The sequence below is a fragment of the Roseburia sp. AF15-21 genome, assembly GCF_003479505.1.
In the GTDB taxonomy this organism is placed as follows: Bacteria; Bacillota; Clostridia; order Lachnospirales; family Lachnospiraceae; genus Roseburia_C; species Roseburia_C amylophila.
The window spans coordinates 1-408 of record NZ_QUHG01000030.1; the positions used below are offsets into that span (position 1 = coordinate 1).

Genomic DNA, 408 nt, shown 5'->3' on the forward strand with positions numbered 1-408 from the left:
AAGAAGATCAAAGCCCTGTTTGTCTGGATGGCAGAGGTAAAAGAAGAACTTTCCAAACCGCAGACACCGAACCTTGCCGACCTGCTGATTGCTTATTACAACCAGCGCAACGCAGGGGCATGGAGCAATAAAGCCAGAACCGGAAACTTAAAACAGTTTGCCGAAGCCGTCAATTATCTGACGGAAAACAAGCTGCTCACATTAGAGGATTTGCAGGAGCGTCTTTCCTCTGTCAGTGAAGAATTTGAAGCATTAAGCGGCTCCATGAAAAAGAAATCTGCCCGGATAAAGGAATTGCAGGAATTGATACGGGAGGGCGAGAATTACCAGCGGCTAAAACCTGTTCATACGGAATTGAACAATATCAAGTTTAAGAAACAGAGGGAGAAATTTGAAACATCCCACGAT

At 44.9% G+C, this 408-nt stretch carries 1 pseudogene; it reads left to right on the forward strand.

Annotated elements, in window-relative coordinates:
* Positions 1 to 408 (forward strand): annotated as a pseudogene (locus DWW33_RS16095) (MobQ family relaxase); the annotation flags it as partial.